13 protein-coding genes and 1 other annotated feature are annotated in these 14,279 nt (G+C 43.1%); of the genes, 4 read left to right on the top strand and 9 right to left on the bottom strand.

Annotated elements, in window-relative coordinates:
• Positions 1-164: 164 nt before the first annotated feature.
• From IQO02_RS04560 to nfo, 3 genes are all read right to left on the bottom strand, one after another.
• A complete protein-coding gene (locus tag IQO02_RS04560; protein ID WP_010434801.1) occupies positions 165-716 on the bottom strand; it encodes a hemerythrin domain-containing protein in 552 nt (183 codons plus the stop codon).
• An 86-nt stretch (positions 717-802) separates the two neighbouring features.
• Positions 803-1,483, bottom strand: coding sequence for a uracil-DNA glycosylase (gene ung, locus IQO02_RS04555; protein ID WP_016767739.1), 681 nt, complete (start codon positions 1,481-1,483; stop codon positions 803-805).
• Between the two features lie 406 nt (positions 1,484-1,889).
• Positions 1,890-2,798 (bottom strand): deoxyribonuclease IV, encoded by a 909-nt coding sequence (nfo, locus tag IQO02_RS04550; protein WP_010434798.1) that lies wholly within the window; start codon positions 2,796-2,798, stop codon positions 1,890-1,892.
• 326 nt (positions 2,799-3,124) lie between these two features.
• On the opposite strand from nfo, the gene grcA reads away from it, so the two are divergent.
• Positions 3,125-3,502, top strand: coding sequence for an autonomous glycyl radical cofactor GrcA (gene grcA / locus IQO02_RS04545; protein WP_009848415.1), 378 nt, complete (start codon positions 3,125-3,127; stop codon positions 3,500-3,502).
• Between the two features lie 79 nt (positions 3,503-3,581).
• Here the strand turns inward: grcA and thrC are convergent, their stop codons facing one another.
• The 3 genes from thrC to thrA are packed head-to-tail and all read right to left on the bottom strand — an operon-like array spanning position 3,582 to position 8,295.
• Positions 3,582-4,865, bottom strand: coding sequence for a threonine synthase (gene thrC, locus IQO02_RS04540; protein ID WP_010434795.1), 1,284 nt, complete (start codon positions 4,863-4,865; stop codon positions 3,582-3,584).
• Positions 4,862-5,818, bottom strand: a complete 957-nt coding sequence (thrB, locus tag IQO02_RS04535; RefSeq protein WP_032544909.1) for a homoserine kinase — start codon at positions 5,816-5,818, stop codon at positions 4,862-4,864. The genes thrC and thrB overlap by 4 nt, the downstream gene beginning before the upstream one ends.
• Positions 5,819-5,835: 17 nt before the next feature.
• Positions 5,836-8,295, bottom strand: a complete 2,460-nt coding sequence (gene thrA, locus IQO02_RS04530; RefSeq protein WP_010434791.1) for a bifunctional aspartate kinase/homoserine dehydrogenase I — start codon at positions 8,293-8,295, stop codon at positions 5,836-5,838.
• Positions 8,296-8,324: 29 nt separating this feature from the next.
• Positions 8,325-8,443 (bottom strand) — a sequence feature (Thr leader region).
• A 317-nt stretch (positions 8,444-8,760) separates the two neighbouring features.
• Between thrA and IQO02_RS04525 the strand changes: the two genes are divergently transcribed.
• Entirely contained in the window at positions 8,761-9,237 is a 477-nt protein-coding gene (locus IQO02_RS04525; protein WP_010434788.1) for a hypothetical protein, read from the top strand.
• Between the two features lie 131 nt (positions 9,238-9,368).
• Here the strand turns inward: IQO02_RS04525 and IQO02_RS04520 are convergent, their stop codons facing one another.
• The gene (locus tag IQO02_RS04520; RefSeq protein ID WP_010434787.1) at positions 9,369-9,854 is read right to left on the bottom strand and encodes a putative 4-hydroxy-4-methyl-2-oxoglutarate aldolase; all 486 of its coding nucleotides are present in this window, start codon (positions 9,852-9,854) and stop codon (positions 9,369-9,371) included.
• Between the two features lie 47 nt (positions 9,855-9,901).
• Here IQO02_RS04520 and IQO02_RS04515 point away from each other — a divergent pair, with 47 nt between their 5' ends.
• Entirely contained in the window at positions 9,902-10,060 is a 159-nt protein-coding gene (locus IQO02_RS04515) for a hypothetical protein (RefSeq protein ID WP_016767741.1), read from the top strand.
• 372 nt (positions 10,061-10,432) lie between these two features.
• A complete protein-coding gene (gene arcA / locus IQO02_RS04510; protein ID WP_004741534.1) occupies positions 10,433-11,149 on the top strand; it encodes a two-component system response regulator ArcA in 717 nt (238 codons plus the stop codon).
• A gap of 152 nt (positions 11,150-11,301) precedes the next feature.
• Here the strand turns inward: arcA and IQO02_RS04505 are convergent, their stop codons facing one another.
• Complete coding sequence (locus IQO02_RS04505) at positions 11,302-11,745, bottom strand: hypothetical protein (RefSeq protein ID WP_016767742.1); 444 nt, start codon at positions 11,743-11,745, stop codon at positions 11,302-11,304.
• A gap of 7 nt (positions 11,746-11,752) precedes the next feature.
• On the bottom strand, positions 11,753-14,158 hold the full coding sequence (arcB, locus tag IQO02_RS04500) for an aerobic respiration two-component sensor histidine kinase ArcB (protein ID WP_016791803.1): 2,406 nt from the start codon (positions 14,156-14,158) through the stop codon (positions 11,753-11,755).
• Positions 14,159-14,279: the final 121 nt, after the last annotated feature.

Below are 14,279 nucleotides of genomic sequence, written 5' to 3'. Positions count from 1 at the left end.
TTTTATTCTATTTGTACCGTCCTAAATATGATTACTCGCCAATTCAAAGCATCGTTTTGAACGCCTATGACCGAAGATAAAGAGTCAACAAGTATCAAGCGACTAATACAGAAGACACCTCAACATAGAGGTGCTTCAAAACTCATATTAGCTGTACTGATAGACTAAACGCACTCTTGTTCATTTTGTCGTACACGAGCTGCAAGCTGGCGGTATTGATCAGCAATCGTCTCTCCAAAGACAGGGTCGTTTTCAGGTTGAAGCCATTGCGATTCAACCTCTTGCCAATCTTTCACAGTAAATTCCTCAATAATCATTGGCAATACATGCTTCTCTTCATATTCCATGTGCTTTCTCTGCGCCTTTACAAAAGCTTCAAGCTGTTCAATAAACACTTGCTGAGGAACTACCGCATCTTGGAGGATCATATCGACTAACCCCAAAAAGTCGGCGGTTTTTTCCGAAAGCAATTGATGCTCTAGCTCCAAGTCTTCAATCACTTGGTCACTTCCATATTGCTTAAGGTAATACCGATAAATGACATCTTCTTTAGGATGATGCACCTTTTCCGAATGATTCATCAAATAATGAACCACCTCAGCGATCAGGCTGTAGTTTATTTCACGCTCTTGTTTTAGACACTCTAACTTATTATTGAGAATCGCGAGCAAACGAGCCATATAGCCATGCTCTCGTCTTATCCTTTCAATCATCATAGTATTGCACTCCATTACACCTACTATTTACAAGTGTATACGAAGATGCTTATTTATGGTTTGACCCTGCTCAGAAAACCATCAATCTATAATTCTGTTGGTAGCCGCCAATCGATAGGTTGTTGATCAATAGAAGAAAGCAGCTTATTAGTTGTTGAGAAATGCTGACAACCGAAGAAACCACGACGTGCGGATAATGGCGATGGGTGAGGTGCAACCAACACATGATGTTTTTTGGCATCAATCACTTGGCCTTTCTTTTGAGCATGCGCTCCCCAAAGCAAGAAGATGATAGGTTCAGAACGCTGATTCAACTCAGCGATGATCGCATCAGTAAAGCTCTCCCAACCACACTTTGCATGTGAGTGTGCTTTCGCCTCTTCTACCGTTAGGACTGTATTCAACATTAACACCCCTTGCGATGCCCAAGATTCAAGAAAACCATGACTAGGAGCCTCAAAACCCTTTATATCTTGTGCAAGCTCTTTGTACATATTACGTAGCGAAGGTGGAATTTTTACACCTGGCAGTACAGAAAAAGCTAAGCCATGCGCTTGATTGGCACCGTGATAAGGGTCTTGACCTAAGATAACCACTCGCACCGACTCAAAAGGTGTCATATCAAAGGCACTGAACACCTGATCTTGTGGAGGGTAGACAGTTTTCCCACTATTACGTTGCTGTTCGACAAAAGTGAGAACATTTTGGAAATACTCTTTCTCACGTTCATCATTAATGATGGATTCCCATGTCTTTGGTGCGCTCATCGTATTACTTCCCAATCATCAAGGTTTCTAGAGGTTGCCGGCCTTTCGCTACACAAAAAAATAGCTGTATCGGCTAACTATCCTAAATAAGGATCTAGTTATACCTCATACAGCTATCAATAAACATGATGTGTAGGGTTCACTTGTTGATGAATCATAATAATCAGTTCAAGTTGTGTTTATCTCTATTAACCACTTTTCTGCTGTGTACGATGATGACCATGGTTATGTACATGACGGTTTGGTGTCGGTAAACGACTTGCGACAGAAACAGTTTGAGTTTGGGCTATTGAATACATAAAAGCACCTCCTATAAGACTTCGTGAACTACATATTCACTTTAAGACTATGAAAGAAAGGTGCCAATTATTAGAAATAGAAGGAAATTAATTTCCGCCTCTATATATTACATTTCTTCACTCATAGCCGTTGCTGAGTGATGAAACATTCTAAGTTGTTGAATTTCCTCATTCCATATTGTTGAATCAATGGTTTCCAAGATAAGAGGGATACCATTAAAACGAGAATCCGAGGCAATATATTCAAAACAGTCCCAGCCAATCTCACCTTTTCCTAAAGAATGATGTCTATCTACTCGGCTTGCGAACTCAGCTTTTGAATCATTGATGTGCATTGCTCTTAGATAGTGCATGCCCACGATACGGTCGAACTCAGCAAAAGTATGCTCACACGCTTCTTTTGTTCTTAGGTCATAACCGGCAGTAAAGGTATGGCAAGTATCTAAACACACACCGACGCGTGACTTATCGTCTACTTGATCGATGATCTCTGCTAGGTGCTCAAACTTCCAACCAAGATTAGAGCCTTGCCCAGACGTATTCTCGATCACCGCAATCACATCAGGCACCGCTTGGTGAGCCAAATTAATCGACTCAGCGATCTTGGCCAAGCATTCGGTTTCAGAGATCTTCTTTAAATGACTCCCTGGATGAAAATTCAAAAGCGTTAAACCAAGTTGATTACAACGCTCCATTTCATCGATAAAAGCCGCACGTGACTTTTCTAGCTTCTCTTCTTCTGGTGCCCCTAAGTTAATAAGGTAAGAATCATGAGGAAGAATATGTTCAGCAGTAAAGCCTAACATTTTGCAGTTGGCTTTAAAGGCGCTGATGGTTTTGGCTTCTAGCGGCTTTGCCGCCCATTGTCTCTGGTTCTTAGTAAACAATGCAAAAGCATTGGCGCCAATCTCACGAGCGCGCATTGGCGCTTGATCAACACCGCCCGCTGCAGACACATGAGCACCAATAAACTTGATATTTGTTTGAGGCTTTGAGGCTGAATTATTGTTTGTCATTAAATCACTTTACACTTTCAGAATGCTTAATAAATAAAGGGTCGTATCAGTTGTAGTTCAATAAAAACACAACAAATGTAGTAAAATTACTACACATATAGCTGTTAAATATTTTTTATACTTTAAAATATTTTGTAATTACTTTGTTTTCAAAGGTTTTATTGATTTACCTCAATATAATTACCTTTGTAAAAATATGGTTTTTGGTTGTTTTTTGACTTAAATCAATGTTAACCTTACTAATATTAGGTATATATTACCCAGCTCAATAAAAATCGAAAGTTAACACCATAATCAAACCACATTCAGTGGACTAGGAGATAGTTATGATCCAAGGTATTCAAATTACTAAAGCAGCGAACGATGACCTACTAAACTCAATCTGGCTACTAGATAGCGAGAAGAATGAAGCTCGTTGTGTTGTTGCTACTTCAGGTTTCGAAGCTGACCAAGTTATCTCAGCTGCAGACCTAGGCGAGTACGAAAGCCGTGAAGTTGCAATCGAAGCAGCGCCACGCATCGAAGGTGGCCAACACCTAAACGTTAACGTTCTTAAGCGTGAAACGTTAGAAGATGCAGTTGCTCACCCAGAGAACTACCCACAACTAACTATCCGTGTATCGGGTTACGCTGTACGTTTCAACTCTCTAACTACTGAACAGCAACGTGACGTTATCGCACGTACGTTCACTGAGTCTCTATAATTTTTTAGAGCTTGAATTAGAATACAAAAACGGCGCTCATTGAGCGCCGTTTTTATTTGTTCAACAATACATATGTACGTTACGGTTGAACTCGGCGTAGTACCGTTTTCAGAGCTTCAAAATCATTGTCTAGATCTTCAGACAACAATTCCATCGCCGCGTGCTTAGCCAGTGGACCAGGTAACTCAATATCTGTACCTAAAATATCATCAACCACTTCTTTGAACTTCGCAGGGTGCGCAGTACACAGGAACAAGCCAGTTTCGTTTTCTTGCAGTTGCTCTTCCAGTAGGCGGTAAGCAATCGCACCATGTGGTTCACAAAGGTAACCTTGTGCTTTTAAGTCGCGCACTGACTCAGCGCTCTGCTCGTCAGAGACCTTACCTTTCCCTAGTGTATCTAAACCCCAACCTTTCAGTTGGCAAAGCTCTTCGATACGAGGCCAGTTGTTTGGTTGGCTAACGTCCATCGCGTTTGATGTTGTCGCAACCGTTGGTTTTGGATCCCATTTCCCCGTTTCAAGGTAGCGAGGAACCGTATCATTTTCATTGGTCGCTGCAATGAAGCGCTTCACTGGCAAACCAAGAGCTTTAGCCAATAGGCCAGCCGTTAGATTACCGAAGTTACCACTTGGGACTGAAATAACGAGGTTCTCACGCTGTTCTTTGGTGAGCTGAGATGCAGCCTCAAAGTAGTAACAGATTTGAGCCATTAAACGACTGATGTTGATTGAGTTTGCTGAGTTTAAGCCAATCTCTTTACGCAATTCAGCGTCATCAAATGCGTCTTTAACCAACGCCTGACACGCATCAAAATCACCATCGATTGCCACAGTGTGGATGTTTTTACCTAGCGTACAGAACAGCTTTTCTTGTAGTGGGCTGATCTTGCCTTTCGGATAAAGGATCACAACATTGATGTCTTTCATACCGTAGAAAGCATGCGCAACCGCAGCGCCAGTATCACCAGATGTCGCGGTTAAGATTGTGATTTGACCACCATCAGATACCGCTGCTAAAGATTGAGCCATGAAACGGCCACCGAAATCTTTAAATGCCAGTGTTGGACCGTGGAACAATTCAAGCGCGTAGACGCCGTCTTTTACTTGATTGATCGGTGCTGGGAATTGGAATGCCGCATCCACTAATTGATCAATCTGTTCCTTTGGTAATTCATCACCGATTAAAGCCGATAGGATCTTTGAGCTACGAGGGACAAAGTCCTCTGCTAGCAGCGCATCGATATCATCAAACTTCGGCAGCTCTGATGGGAAAAATAGACCTTGATTACGACCTAAACCTTGACGAACGGCTTGGCCAAAAGAGACTTGCTCATCGTTTTCTTTGATGTTGTACAGCTTCATAACTCACTTCCTGTAACGATCGAACCTTGTTTGTCTAAACGACAAACGTGGACGAATCCTTCTTCATTTTGTACGTAATTTTGTTCTAACCAACGTGCAACACGCTCGGCGACATCTTGTTCTTTGCAAATGCTAAACAGAGTTGGGCCACTACCGGAAATACCAGTAGCCAGTGCACCGGCTGAAGTTGCGTACTTACGCGCATCAGCAAACCCTGGAAGCAGTTTCTCACGATATGGTTCAGCAATCACGTCTTTGATCATCTTAGCTGCCAGTTCAGGTTGGCCTGAGTGGCAAGCGTGGATGAAACCAGCTAAATGGCGACCATGTGCAATCACATCTTGACGACGGTATTGAGATGGTAGGATTTCTCTCGCCTCAGCGGTTGAAACCTTAATGCCCGGATAAGCCATTACCCAGAACCAATCATCAAAACACGGTACTTCTTGGCTAATGATGCCTAACTCTTCAAGCATAAGCTGGACACCACCAAGGTAGCATGGCGCAACGTTATCGTAATGTATACCGCCTGAAATCTTACCTTCCATTTCACCCATTAGGGCAAGGAGTTCGGTTTCATCCAGTGGTTGTCCGTGAAAACGGTTCAGAGCATCAAGCGCCGCTACAATTGAACATGCACTTGAACCTAAACCAGAACCGATAGGCATGTTCTTCTCTAGTGTCATCTCCAAAGGCTTAACCGAAACGCCTTTCTTATCTAACTCTCTAGAGAACACCACCCAACAGTCATAAACGATATTTTCTTTGGTTTCAGTTGGCAGTTTAGAAACAAAGCTACCCGCTGTTTTTAGTGAAAACGCTTGATCACCAGCTTTAACCATTACTCGATCACCAAGTAATGTGCCATCCACTGGAGACACAGCGGCCCCCAGCACATCAAACCCTACACTGACATTACCGATTGATGCAGGAGCATAAACGACAACATCCATATCACTTGAACTCATTCCTAAACTCCTAATTTCCAACCAAGAGTACGCATCACATCAGAGAATACGCCTGCTGCTGTTACTTCAGTACCCGCACCGTAACCACGAAGTACAAGAGGGATTGGTTGGTAGTAACGACTGTAGAATGCCAGCGCATTCTCGCCATCTTTAATCTTGAACATTGGGTCGTCGCCATCAACAGCTGCGATACGAACTTTACACTTACCGTCGGTGATTTCACCGACATAGCGAAGTACTTTGCCTTCTTCTGCGGCGATAGCTGACTGCTCTTTGAAATAAGCATCCGCTTCTGGCAAACGAGCCATAAACTCTTCCACCGTACCTGAATCATCAAAACCCGGTGGCAATGCTTGGTCAACTTCAACGTCTTCAAGCTCAAGCGCCATACCAGCTTCACGAGCAAGAATAAGCAGCTTACGTGCGACATCCATACCAGATAGGTCATCACGAGGATCAGGTTCAGTAAAGCCGTTATCTTTAGCAATGTTTGTTGCTTGGCTAAGTGTCATACCTTCATCAAGCTTACCGAAGATGTAAGACAGAGAACCAGAAAGAATACCGTTGAATTTTTCAAGCTCATCACCTGCAGAGATTAGGTTCTGTAGGTTTTCGATTACCGGTAGACCTGCGCCTACTGTTGTCTCGTACATCAACTTACGACGAGAGTTACGTGCAACTTCACGAAGCTGATGGTAGTAAGCCATGCTTGCTGTGTTGGCTTTTTTGTTTGGTGTTACAACATGGAAACCAGCCGCTAGGAAGTCCGCGTATTGAGCAGCAATACCTTCGCTAGACGTACAATCAACCAACACAGGGTTGATGATGTGGTTACGTTGAACTAGAGCCGCTAAACGCGCTAGGCTGAACTCTTCTGTCGCGCTCGACATACGATCACGCCATTGCTCTAACGGCAGACCATCGCTGTCTAACAACAAACCTTTGCTGTTTGCTAAACCACACACGCGAATCACAATACCTTTCTCAGCCAGTTTGCCTTGTTGACGTTGGATCTGGTCAACAAGTTCACCTCCAACACCACCAACACCGACAACGAATACGTCAAGGAAGTGCTTCGAGTTAAATAGATTCTCGTGACACGCTTTTATCGCTTCTGAGATTTTATCTTCAGGGATAACCGCAGAGATCGCGCGTTCTGATGAGCCTTGAGCGATAGCAACAATGTTGACATTTACTTCAGCTAAAGAAGAGAAGAACTGAGAAGCAACACCACGTGATGTGCGCATACCGTCACCCACCAGTGTAACAATCGCTACGTCGTCCATGAACTCGACTGGCTCTAACAAGCCATCTTTTAATTCAAGTTCAAACGCCTCTGATAGCACTTGCTTTGCTCTTACTTTATCAGCCGATTCAATACAGAAGCTGATACTGTACTCAGAAGAAGATTGAGTAATAAGGACAATAGATACACCCGCAGAAGACATCGCGCCAAACACACGGCTCGCCATGCCTACCATGCCTTTCATACCAGGGCCAGATACGTTAACCATCGTTAGGTCACTAAGAGTTGTGATGCCTTTGATCGCTAGGTTATCTTCGCCAGTGTCTTGACCAATCAAAGTACCTGCACCCTGTGGGTTAAAGCTGTTTTTGATTAGGCAAGGGATATGAAATTGCGCGATAGGAGCAATAGTTTTCGGATGTAGAACCGAAGCACCAAAATAAGAAAGCTCCATCGCTTCTTGGTAGCTAAGCGATTTAAGAAGACGAGCGTCATGCACCAAACGTGGGTCACAGTTGTAAACACCGTCTACATCTGTCCAGATCTCACAACAATCCGCGCGTAGACACGCCGCTAGAACCGCTGCTGAGTAATCAGAGCCGTTACGACCAAGCGTTACTAACTCACCTTTTTCATTACCGGCCGTGAAGCCCGGCATGATGTTTACGTGACCTTGTGGAAGGGGTGATTGACGGAAGTTCTGAGTAGAAACATCCACATCAACCATCGCTTCAAGGTGATCACCTTTAGCGTATAAGTACTGAACTGGGTCAATCAGGCTTGCTGGTTGGCCTTTCGCTTCAAGTACCGCTTTCATTAACTGGATGGAGATTCGCTCACCTTTACTGATGATACGAGCATTAACATGATTCGGGCACATACCTAAGAGGTTAATGCCATTTACAAACTGTTTTAGTTGAGCAAGAGACGTATCCACTTGCTCTTGAAATGCAGAACCATCAACACCCGGTAATACAGCCTGAATCTCTGTAAACAGATTCGCAAATGATGATTCGATTTCTGCAATTTGTGCTTCTGCTTCACCATTTTTTAGTGCCGCTTCAATAACAGCAACTAGCTTATTGGTTGTTTTTCCTGGAGCCGATAGTACAACGGCTAGCTCTTCTTGCTGGGCATTATTAGCGATGATATCAGCCGCTCGTAAAAAACGATCTGCATCAGCTAATGATGAACCTCCAAATTTTAAAACGCGCATCCCTTTCTCCATAAGTCATAAAAATGGTACAAAAAAAGGCCTGTATCTTGTGGGATACAGGCCTTTCTTTTAAAATCCGTTACTTAGCAGCCTGCCCCAACAATGTGAATGTCGGTAATAATAATGGTGGTGGTCATTACTAGGTGGCTTAGGTGCTGCATATCAAATTCTCTGCTTGTGCTTTACTCTACGTGTATCAATTTTTACCACTAGACGTCAATGAAAAGTTGCGTTTTTTTTACATTCACGTCATTTTTCAGAGCAAACAGCCATTTCAGCGACAAAACGTCCTAAAACAGCTCCCAACTTAAAAGCGGAATTAGATTGCTAGATGAAGCGAAGTCATAAGTTGCATATATAGTCATAACAAAATGCTATATCGATTGTACAGCGAACGCACAACTTCTGTGCTTTAATTGAACGATAACGTTCGTAAAACAATAATAATGACATCAGGAGTGGGAAGTGAAGAGATTATTTATTCTTTTAGCCTTTGCTATGCCTGTCATTTGTTCAGCGAATAGTTTGCCTCTACTGAGTGGTTTACCATTACTTCCCAGTCAAATCGATCGTTCGTCTCATAAATTCTTCATCTCAACGCAAAATGCCTCAAGTGAAAGCTTCGACACTTGGAAAATCGACAGTGGTTACTCATACAGTCTGTTTGCTGATGTTGACCTTTATGTAGGTACACGAATCAACAGCGATTCACTTAAGTATGAAAGCGGATTTTTAAGTGGTGTCAGTTATCAGTTCTCAGAAAGGATCTCTTTTAACAGTTCTCTGCACACCTATAAAGACGAAGAAGAAGACAACGAAAAGTCATTAGCTGCAGAAGTTTCAAGCCGAGTACAACTTACCGATAATTTGGATTTGCATGCCACCCTTGATTACGAAGAGTGGCAGCAAGGTGTTGAAGTGGGGTTAGGATTTCGATTTTAATCGAATTCGGTTGTCCTTCATGAGTTCGCATGCGTTTTGATTTTTCAGTAGCTCAAGATCTTAGCGTCAACCTGTGCACGCAACAAACCGTTCCTCAATCCAATAATTCCAGCCTATTGTACTTAAACCTGTTAAGATTCAATTAACAATTCAGATGAAATTAATACACCATTCCAATCCGCATAAATGTAATCACCAGGTTGAATCAACTGATTGTGGACAGAAAGAGTGACATTAACCTGACCAACACCGCGTTTCTCTGTTTTGAATGGAGATGCACCAAGCGCCTGCACCCCAAGGTCCATTTGCGACATCATGCCGACATCGCGCACGGCACCGTTCACAATCACGCCTTCCCATCCATTTTCTATTGCTAGAATGGCGAGCTGATCGCCAAGAAGCGCTTTCTGGCACGAGCCATTTCCATCGACAACAAGCACTTTACCAATGCCATCAGTCTCTAAAACCTCGCGAACCTTGGAATTATCGTGATAACAACGAACTGTTACAATTTTTCCAAAGAACGCACCACGTTGACCGAAGTTCTGTAATGGTAGGTTAAGTAATGTGACTTTGCTTTCAAACTCATCACACAAGTCGGGTGTTATATCGTGCATATATCCTCCGTGAGTAAGGCGTTACCTGTTAAGTCAGGCGAACCTCTATGCTTTTATATGTTATTAAAATTAATCCTTTGTTTTCATTGTTCTATGTTCAATCTAATAATAATAAAAAGTTGATTGAGCATATTTATCTACTAGACTCTAAGGACAGCTTTCAGCTTCCTTGGTTCATATTCTTGCCTTTAGCAGGTGAGATGTGAGAGCCATCTCGAATAATCATTCTTGTTTTGCTGCTAAATAATCACCATAGCATTGGTTAAGTTGTAGCCATACTATTAAAGTTTGTTGCGATACGGCAATTGATGTAAATCAACAAAGTGAATGGAATTAACATTCTCGCATTGTTAGCATGCTGTTAACATTATAGAATCCTCTGCAATCACTAAAAGAATGATTAAAAGGCGTACTGGATCTACGTTATTGGGCAATACTTCAAGGAAGGCAGATAGCTGGAAGTAAGTGTTTTTTTGAAAACTTTAAGTTATCATCAAAATTACATTACCTGTATGTTATGTTTTTGCCTAGAATTTATTCTATTAGCACAGTTTCGTCACAAATTTAGGTACCGCCAAATGCAAACCCCGCAGATTCTGATCGTTGAAGATGAGCAAGTAACTCGTAACACTCTAAAGAGTATTTTTGAAGCAGAGGGATATGCTGTTTTTGAGGCTAGCGACGGTGAAGAGATGCACCAAGTGCTATCTGACAACCAAGTTAACCTTGTAATTATGGACATCAACCTTCCGGGTAAGAATGGCCTACTACTTGCGCGTGAACTGCGTGAGCAAGCAAATGTAGCGCTTATGTTCTTAACGGGTCGTGATAACGAAGTTGATAAGATCCTTGGCCTTGAGATTGGCGCTGATGACTACATCACTAAGCCTTTCAACCCACGTGAATTGACTATCCGTGCACGTAACCTTCTGAACCGTTCAATGAGCACTAGCTCAGTTCAAGAAGAAAAGCGTAGCGTTGAAAAGTACGAGTTCAACGGTTGGGTACTCGATATCAACAGTCGTTCTCTGGTTAGCCCAGATGGCGAAGGCTACAAACTACCTCGTTCAGAGTTCCGTGCTCTACTTCACTTCTGTGAGAACCCAGGTAAAATCCAAACACGTGCAGACCTTCTTAAGAAGATGACTGGCCGTGAACTTAAGCCACACGATCGTACTGTAGACGTAACAATCCGTCGTATTCGTAAACACTTTGAGTCTGTTTCTGGTACGCCAGAAATCATCGCAACGATTCACGGTGAAGGCTACCGCTTTTGTGGTGACCTAGAAGACTAATTCGATAAAGCTTCTGAACGCTGAGTTCCTGTAGTTGGTGAGCACTTCTAACTAGCTAGTACTCCTAACAGTCGAAGCGTAATCAATAATTATTAAAAAGGGAGAATGCCAACGCATTCTCCCTTTTTTATTGTTCTTAATTGAATGAGTTTTTAGTAAACCGTATCAACTTTAACGTCTTTCTCCACCAGCCACTTAACTGTTTCGCCATCTTTCAGCTCAACCGCTACATCTACCGGCTTGTCACTGTCGATCTCTAGCTGCCATACAAAAGCGACTTCCCATTGAGTTTCACTGTGAGTTCTTAAATCAAGATCGTCAGCCGTTACCAACAAGGTATCTGCACCCTGCTTAACCGTGACGCTCTCAACTGCAAGCGTTGCTGGCAATTGTGAGTCTGACTCTAGGTAGATGGAACCGTGTAGTGTCTTATCTTGAGCCTCTCCAATCGTTGGCATTTTGTTGTGCCACAGGTTACTTTTCATTGTGACTGTCGACGCAGAGACTTCAACTTGGTTACCTTGCTGCCATTCTACTTGTGGGGCAGAGCAGCCCGCTAATGCCACTACGCATGCGGCGAATGCTAATTTTTTCATTATTCTTCTACCTTTGATTTAACCAACTCTTTAATACTTCAATATCATTCTGGTATTCGTTATTAATTTCATCGACCCAATCTGAGATATTTTCCCACCACGCTGGCATATCTGGAGATTGAGCTTTCTGAGCGACTTGTTGTATGCGCTTCAAACCAATCGAACCGGCCGCACCTTTAATCTTATGAGCTTCAGAAACGATGCTGTCTTGATCTTTTGCGACCATGTTAGAGTTCAAGATTTCCATATACTCCGGCATCATATTTTCAAACATCACGATACTATCCAAAACCGGTTTCGGTCCAACAATGTCAACATAAGACTCTAGCATATCAATATCAAGCAGGGCCGTATCAACCGAAGAAAGAACCGGCTGCCTCGCTACTACTTTTTCAACACCGGTTGCTTTCTCAACACCAGTAGCTTTCTCAACATCCTTTACTGTATCAATACCTTTGGCTTTCTCATTAACCTCTGGGGCATCCTCAATAAGCTCGCTGATGACATCTTGAATAGCGCGAACCGACAGCGGCTTGCTGATCGCCTCGTCCATACCTTTCTGAAAATATTCTTGCTTGTTGCTTAAAACGTTCGCCGTCAAAGCAACTAAAGGAGGTAACTGGCTATATTTCTCTCGGTAGTACTGAGCGATGTCGAAACCTGTCATATCTGGTAACTGAATATCCAGAAGCACCAAATCATAGTCTTTAGGGTTGAAGACAATTTGCGCTTCTTTACCAGTCATCACCACCGTCACTTCATGGCCAAGGCTTTCAAGTAGAGAGCGAGCAACCGTGATATTGAGTTCAATATCTTCCACCATAAAGATTTTAAGGTTCGACTGCTTTCTTGGTGTTTTAATCAGTGCCTGAGTATCGTGATTCACCGGCACGCGAATCGAAACGGTAAATGTGCTACCAAAGCCTTCTTCACTGGTGACATCAATGTCGCCATCCATCATGTTGATCAATTGCTTAGATACAGCAAGACCAATACCAGTACCAACAGCGTGCAGGTTGTCGGCTCCTGACTTCACTTGATAGTACATTGCAAAGATCTTCTCGATTTCACTCTCTGGAATACCAATACCGGTATCCTCAACTTCCATCGTGATGTCAGCAAAATCACCATCGATATCGGCGCTGACCGTCATTACTACACCACCATCTTTGGTGAACTTCATCGCGTTACTGACAAGGTTCCACAGCACCTGTCTCAAGCGCGTACCATCGACTTCGACAGATGCAGGAAGATCGGACAACCTTTCTAGATCAAACCTCAACCCTTTTTGCTCTGCCATCAATGCAGAAATACTCTCAATCTCGACAACGAAATCTTCAAAGTTAATCGGGGTTGGGAATAACTCTAGCTTGCGGCGATCAAACTTATCCATATCGATAATATCGTTAAAGATATTACCCAGCGTTACGGCGCTAACCTTAATGGTTTGCATGTGTTTACGCTGCTCGGGTGTCAGTTGACTGTCCAGTAGCATTCGGCTCAAGCCGATGATCCCGTTAAGTGGGGTTCTTAATTCATGGCTGATGGTTGAGATAAAGGTAGTCTTATCACGACTGGCTTTCTCTAACGATTCTTGATGCTCTTTACGCTCGGTAATATCACGACCAAAGCCGACTAAGCCTAAGTGGCGGCCATCTTTACTGTAGAAAGGTACCTTACGCAGTTCGAAGTAGCTCTTACGACCATCAGGGTATTCCAACCATTGGTCGTAGGTCAGGGCTTGGTTATCAGAAAAGACTTTCTTATCAGTTTCAACAACCTGCTGAGCGATTTCTTTGCTGTAAACATCCCAAGGCGTTAAGCCAACCAGATCTTTTTCTGTTTTGCCGGTAAGTTCTTCTACTGCGCGGTTACAACCAGAGAACACACCATCTTCGTTTCGGTAGTAAATAAGGTCAGGAGAAGCGTCGATAAACGAACGCAGTAGTGCGGTACGCTCTGCGAGTTCAAGCTGAGTTCGTTCACGTTGAAAGACTTCATTTTCGAGATCATGCATAGCTTCAGCACGCGCTTCTTCCGCTTTCTCACGTTCTTCAATTTCTTGGTTAAGCTTCTCGATATTGAGCTGCAGTTTATTGTTGAGCTCTTGGTCTCGCTCACGCATATCGCCAAGTTTAGATACTAGCTTCGCCAATCTTTGTCGGGACTCTTCCAGTTGGTCAACAACTACTGACAAGAAATAGACCGCCCAAGGCGTGATGACTAAACCGAAGAAAACCGAACGTACAATGTCGATGTCATCAACATTGCCTTTGAGTGCGAGGGTAATACCGACTTGCACAACAACAGCGAGGGCAACAAGCGCTAAGGCGAGTAAGATAGAAAAGCGGACAATCCCCAGTTTTACGAGTAGATCTACGTAATACTGAGCGAGATTTTTCATGGGTTTCATTTAGCGCTCCATGCGATAAGACTAGCAACATTCTACCCTGTTTGAAGATAGGAGGTAAGCTAGCTGCATCACACGCAGCAAGAGATCCACAGCAATATCATGGTCAAACAATCAATATAGT

Origin of the sequence: Vibrio sp. OPT24 (assembly GCF_015163545.1) — a bacterium.
GTDB classification, from domain to species: Bacteria; Pseudomonadota; Gammaproteobacteria; order Enterobacterales; family Vibrionaceae; genus Vibrio; species Vibrio cyclitrophicus.
Note: the sequence above shows the minus strand (reverse complement) of the source record. Positions and strands in the feature narration are given on the sequence as shown.

What these genes read in the sequence shown, in the direction of transcription:
- IQO02_RS04520 (WP_010434787.1), bottom strand. Translation starts at nt 9,854, where the DNA reads ATGCACGATATAACACCCGACTTGTGTGATGAGTTTGAAAGCAAAGTC.
- arcA (WP_004741534.1), top strand. Translation starts at nt 10,433, where the DNA reads ATGCAAACCCCGCAGATTCTGATCGTTGAAGATGAGCAAGTAACTCGT.
- IQO02_RS04515 (WP_016767741.1), top strand. Translation starts at nt 9,902, where the DNA reads ATGCTTTTATATGTTATTAAAATTAATCCTTTGTTTTCATTGTTCTAT.
- IQO02_RS04560 (WP_010434801.1), bottom strand. Translation starts at nt 716, where the DNA reads ATGATGATTGAAAGGATAAGACGAGAGCATGGCTATATGGCTCGTTTG.
- thrC (WP_010434795.1), bottom strand. Translation starts at nt 4,865, where the DNA reads ATGAAGCTGTACAACATCAAAGAAAACGATGAGCAAGTCTCTTTTGGC.
- nfo (WP_010434798.1), bottom strand. Translation starts at nt 2,798, where the DNA reads ATGACAAACAATAATTCAGCCTCAAAGCCTCAAACAAATATCAAGTTT.
- thrA (WP_010434791.1), bottom strand. Translation starts at nt 8,295, where the DNA reads ATGCGCGTTTTAAAATTTGGAGGTTCATCATTAGCTGATGCAGATCGT.
- IQO02_RS04505 (WP_016767742.1), bottom strand. Translation starts at nt 11,745, where the DNA reads ATGAAAAAATTAGCATTCGCCGCATGCGTAGTGGCATTAGCGGGCTGC.
- arcB (WP_016791803.1), bottom strand. Translation starts at nt 14,158, where the DNA reads ATGAAACCCATGAAAAATCTCGCTCAGTATTACGTAGATCTACTCGTA.
- thrB (WP_032544909.1), bottom strand. Translation starts at nt 5,818, where the DNA reads ATGGATGTTGTCGTTTATGCTCCTGCATCAATCGGTAATGTCAGTGTA.
- grcA (WP_009848415.1), top strand. Translation starts at nt 3,125, where the DNA reads ATGATCCAAGGTATTCAAATTACTAAAGCAGCGAACGATGACCTACTA.
- ung (WP_016767739.1), bottom strand. Translation starts at nt 1,483, where the DNA reads ATGAGCGCACCAAAGACATGGGAATCCATCATTAATGATGAACGTGAG.